This is a genomic window from Mycobacterium scrofulaceum, assembly GCF_002086735.1.
Lineage (GTDB): Bacteria > Actinomycetota > Actinomycetes > Mycobacteriales > Mycobacteriaceae > Mycobacterium > Mycobacterium scrofulaceum.
The window spans coordinates 1-4,489 of the sequence record NZ_MVIJ01000109.1 but is presented as its reverse complement, the minus strand read 5'-3'; the positions used below and the strand labels follow the sequence as shown (position 1 = coordinate 4,489).

Sequence of the window (4,489 nt, the reverse complement as noted above, 5' to 3'; positions counted from 1 at the left end):
CGTCCGGTGCGGAGGGCGGGCCGGGGAAACGGGCCAGGAGCAATCCCGGCACCGCGCCCCGGTCCGACCCCTACATCATCGGTAATAACCACCTCTCGGCGATCGGCACTCTGGTCGAACGCCAGACCCGGATGCTGCGGTTGGTGCATCTGCCTCGCAGTGACGCCGACTCCCTGCACGCGGCCTTGGTGGCCCGCATGAAGGATCTGCCACCCACGCTGATGCGGTCGATCACCTGGGACCAGGGCACCGAGATGGCGCGCCACCTTGCCACCACCGACAAGCTCGGCGCGCCCGTCTACTTCTGCGACTCCAGATCACCCTGGCAACGCGGCACGAACGAGAACACCAACGGACTGCTGCGCGACTACTTCCCGAAGGGCGTCACCCTCATCAGCCACCCGCCGGAGCAGTTGTTGGCCGTCGAACACGAACTCAACCATCGCCCCCGCATAGTCCTCCAAGACCGTTGCCCCGCCGATCTATTCGCTGCCCTGTTAGTCTCGAGTGATCCGTCGGTGTTGCGACGTTGAGTAGAACCCACCCCGTCGTCAACACCTCACACCTCTGCCGCGTGGACCGGCCCTAAGTCATTACGTCACGATCGGCGGTGCCCTTGCCGCCGCGAGTGTCCTCACGGGCAAGACACTGCGAAAAGACCGCGCTTCGGCTCCATCACCGCGAATCGTGCGTCGGGCACGGCCACTCGGATGTCGGTGGAGCTCAACATCTCGAATCCGCCCGCCACGCAAGTGCCGTTGACCGCGGCGATGATCGGCTTGTACACGGGGAAGCGATGCAGGACGGCGTGGATTGCGTCGAGCTTGTCCAGAGAAGAATCCGGTTATTTCCGCCTGCATCCTGCGAGTCCGAGGCGGTCGGCGGCATCTCGCTGCCAGATGTCAAGACCCGGGTGTGTGCCAAGTGATAGGTCGACGGTTCGGCGTGTTCGTTGGTCGCCTGTCTACCGGATGGTCATGAGGCGTTCGGTCGGCCCGGTGCCTGTAGGTGAGGGCGGGGTGGCAGCCGCGGTGTTTCTGTGGGACGGTGCGGCGCTCGATTCGATGCGGCTGCGGCCGGTGCTCATTGCGGCGATCCCCTCTTCGGGTGCGTTTCAGTAGATCTGCATATCAGTACGCGGATCAATGAGGGGTCCTGCACTTGGGCCCAAGGTGAGGCGCGGCACCCCTCGCGCGTCGTCGGCGATGAGTTGCCGGCGGGCGTCTGCTGAGGCCCTGTGTTGGGGACGGTCTAGGTGCACGCGGCGAGGTGTGACTGCTGATCGGACTACGCAGGGAGCGATTTTTGGCCAACAGCGATACTGAATTCTAGGAAGAAAGGTTTCTGCAGATATCGGGCACCAACCGAGTAAGTCTAGTTTGCTGGCACCTTGAAACTCTGATAATCGTAATCAAGTCAGACTCTGGCCTGAATGATTCACGTTGTGCTCGATATCAGTAAGTACGCAGACGCGAATTGGCGCATGTCAGTACACCAGTACATGGTTGTTGAACTGCTGCAATATACGATTGTAGGTGTGGAAGTCAGTGTCTACTGAAACACTGAATTTATGAATATGAATCACTTTGCAAACAAGGTAGCCCAATTGGCTTGACGCTCACTTTCTGTAGTAGCTAAGCTGCATTGCATAGCCAAAGTTCATACAGCTGGTGGCATTGCTATCACCAGTTGTGGGAATCCAGTTGTGGGAATGGAGGTGAGCCCCATTACCACCTAAGTGACTGTGCAACGCACGACAAGTGCGCCGATCATAACGCGATCATCTAATGATCCATGAATTCGGAGGGGAACATGACTTGCAAGACACGACGCCGCGGTATCACGATCAAGCTCGGCATGGCCGCAGGTGCAGCTTTGGCCGCCGGGCTCATCCCGATAGCCAGCGCGGGCGCTGCCTGGGCGGATGAGCCAGACCCAGGGATCACAGTTGGGGGCGGCGGGTCTGGTGGAGTGTCCACCCCGATCGGTGGGGGCAGGGCGTCGACCGGCGGGTCCGGTGCTTTCAACGACAATGGCGGCGGCTTCGGTACTGGCACGTCGGGCGGTTTGACCGGTCCGGGCGGCGCTGGGAGCGGCGCTTCCACCGGCGCGGGCGGTGGTTTCACCCTGCCGGGATTGCCGGGATTTTGAGGTAGGCACCGCAGCGGGAATCGACATTTGACTGGCGTGGCCGCTAGCCGCGCAGCAACGGATGTCGACATGCGGGGCAAGCGGATGACGCACCCCGAAGCCTCGGGAGAGGACGTTTGCTTGGTGATTGGGACCGGTCGCCCGAGTCGCGCACATCGTGGCCGGGCGACCGCTCGTCGGCGGGTATGACGGTCGGCTGCCGAACACGCCTGGCGCCTGAAGCGGCCACCCATGATGCCGAGCATGAAGTGTTGGTGCGCGCGCCCAGTCGCAAAGTTCGTGATTGAGGCGTGACGGGCGGTCCACCACGCAACGCACGATGTCTTGCGGTCACCATCTTCCACCATCTTCGAGCCAGCGCCCGTTCACATCCGGCCACCAGGTCGGCAACGGGTCGCGGCGGGCAAGGCGGGCGGTTCATCGCGCTGCGCGGCGCACCAGACAGCGCGGTCGCCTGGCGTTTCTGCCGCGCGCTCGCAACGCCGTGCTGCGCCGCTTCATCGAGGCTGCAGTGCGCTTCATCGCGTCGATGAGGTCCTTGGCCTCGCCGATCGATTCCAAAATGGCCACCCGAGCTTGGCCGGCCTCCTTAGTCAGTGGTGTGCCCAGGAGCTGCCAGTCCGAGCGCAGCCAGTCGCGCGCCGCGCTGAGCGCTGATCTCACTTCGTCGATGCAGGCGCGGGCGTTCTCGAATAGTTCGGGACGAGTTGGCAGGTCAGCCATGGGTTGTCCTTTGCGGCGGGTTGTAGCGGGAAGCCGTGGGAGTGACGGCCGGCGAGGTTTTCACCAGCCGGCGTAGGCAAGGGGCAGGTCGGCGATGACTTGTCGGCGTGATTCGTCGAGGCTGGCAGCAATGTCGCTGAGGCCATTTGCGCCAAGTGATCGCAAGAGTTCGCCGCCGGGCTCAGAGTTGTAAAAGCTCACCATCGCCGCAAGGAACATCGCTTCGCCCGAGGACAGCCATCCGATAGCTGATCGGATCTCGTCGACCCTCGGCGAGAGATCCCACTTGCTGGTCGCGCTGTCCGGGGAAGTCTGGCCGTCGGCGAACCATCGGGGACCGGCGATCTCTACACCGCGCTGCCACGCTTGAAAAACGGTCTCATCATAGAAACGTGCTGACATGTGTTCTCCTCCTGAGCCGTTCATGAGTTTCTTCCAGGTGTGACAATCGTTATCCCGAGGGCACGGGCGGCGTCGCTGAGTCGACTGTCATAGGCGACCATGGCGGTCAATGGTGCTGTGGATGCGGCGATTTGAGCGGTGGCCAGGTGTATCGCATCGAGCGAGCGCAGCGCCGGATCGGGGTAGGCGGCCGCGGTGGCGCGGATGACCTGGTCGATTTCGAACCGATCCAGTCTGGCCAGCACAGAGGGGACAGCAGATAAGCCATTTGGGGCGACTGCGCGGATGGCTCTGGGGAGCTCCACTTCAGCCAAGGCAGATGTTATCCAACGTGTTTCGGTGCGTTCATCGAGCCAGTCAGCTAGAGCATCAGATTCGACTTCGATCCGGATCAGCTTGACCAGAGCCGAGGTATCCAGGTAGATCACCGGCTAATACCTTTCCTCGGCGCGCAGACGTTGCAATAGCGCGCCGGCGTCGAGATTGTCGTGCATCGGAACGGTCGGCCGCGGGGCTGGGCCGGCCAGCGTCGCCGGTTGCACTCTGCCGGCAGTGATCAACGCATCCAGTGGGCCGGCGGTAGCGGGGATTATTCGGGCGATGACTTCCCCGCGCTCAGTAAGCGTGATCTCTTCGCCACGCTTGACGCGGGCCAAGACCTTTGCCGTCTCTTGGTTGAGCATTCGGAGAGGTACTTCACTCATACCAATAATGTACTACATAGTTGTACTACATGCTATGGTGGCGCAACTGGTTCGGAGCGCCGGCGGCCCATGTCCACACGCCCGCCCCCGAGAATCAACCTATCGACGAAGCCGTTCAGGAACTCCGCGCCGGCCTCGTCGTCAGGCTCGCGGCCATCGGTGCTCACAAAGGGACCTATCCGTCTCTAGCTGCCTTGTCAGCTCAATTCTCACAGGTGGGGCAGAGATATGCGACGGTCAGCGCGTGGTTATACGGCCGAGCCATTCGCTTGATGCCGGCGGTCTGCGGGCGGTGCCGCTCAGTCAGTGCCGTCGTCCCGACCATTGGTGGCGCCAGCCACTCGGCCAACCTAGCCTTGACCTGCTCCGCCTGCTCCCGACTGTGGCACATGTCGTTTGCCATCTTTCCGAGTGTTACGCGGCAGGGGAGAAGGTCAAGTCCAGGGACGTGGTGTACGACGTCGTCGTGTGATTCTTCGACTTGGTGGTTTAGGCGGTCAGTGCCGCCG

7 protein-coding genes are annotated in these 4,489 nt (G+C 62.2%); 2 read left to right on the top strand and 5 right to left on the bottom strand.

Translation table 11 applies throughout. From position 1 onward, the window contains the following. On the top strand, positions 1-533 hold a 533-nt coding region (locus BST44_RS28735; protein WP_244184980.1), incomplete at its 5' end, for an IS30 family transposase. Between the two features lie 101 nt (positions 534-634). Here the strand turns inward: BST44_RS28735 and BST44_RS31415 are convergent. Continuing rightward, the gene (locus BST44_RS31415) at positions 635-787 is read right to left on the bottom strand and encodes an enoyl-CoA hydratase-related protein (protein ID WP_007168480.1); all 153 of its coding nucleotides are present in this window, start codon (positions 785-787) and stop codon (positions 635-637) included. 211 nt (positions 788-998) lie between these two features. On the opposite strand from BST44_RS31415, the gene BST44_RS31410 reads away from it, so the two are divergent. Beyond that, positions 999-1,121 (top strand): hypothetical protein, encoded by a 123-nt coding sequence (locus tag BST44_RS31410; RefSeq protein ID WP_255250777.1) that lies wholly within the window; start codon positions 999-1,001, stop codon positions 1,119-1,121. Between the two features lie 1,447 nt (positions 1,122-2,568). Here BST44_RS31410 and BST44_RS28715 read toward each other — a convergent pair. Genes BST44_RS28715 through BST44_RS28700 form a run of 4 tightly spaced genes read right to left on the bottom strand, consistent with a single transcriptional unit; the run spans position 2,569 to position 3,980 of the window. Continuing rightward, positions 2,569-2,874 (bottom strand): hypothetical protein, encoded by a 306-nt coding sequence (locus BST44_RS28715; RefSeq protein WP_007168485.1) that lies wholly within the window; start codon positions 2,872-2,874, stop codon positions 2,569-2,571. Positions 2,875-2,934: 60 nt separating this feature from the next. Beyond that, positions 2,935-3,276 carry a hypothetical protein gene (locus tag BST44_RS28710; protein ID WP_007168486.1) on the bottom strand — a complete coding sequence of 114 codons (342 nt, stop codon included), beginning with the start codon at positions 3,274-3,276 and terminating at the stop codon, positions 2,935-2,937. Positions 3,277-3,296: 20 nt separating this feature from the next. After that, positions 3,297-3,704 (bottom strand): type II toxin-antitoxin system VapC family toxin, encoded by a 408-nt coding sequence (locus BST44_RS28705; RefSeq protein WP_007168487.1) that lies wholly within the window; start codon positions 3,702-3,704, stop codon positions 3,297-3,299. Positions 3,705-3,707: 3 nt separating this feature from the next. Next, a complete protein-coding gene (locus tag BST44_RS28700) occupies positions 3,708-3,980 on the bottom strand; it encodes a type II toxin-antitoxin system Phd/YefM family antitoxin (protein WP_033711258.1) in 273 nt (90 codons plus the stop codon). Between the last annotated feature and the right edge of the window lie 509 nt (positions 3,981-4,489).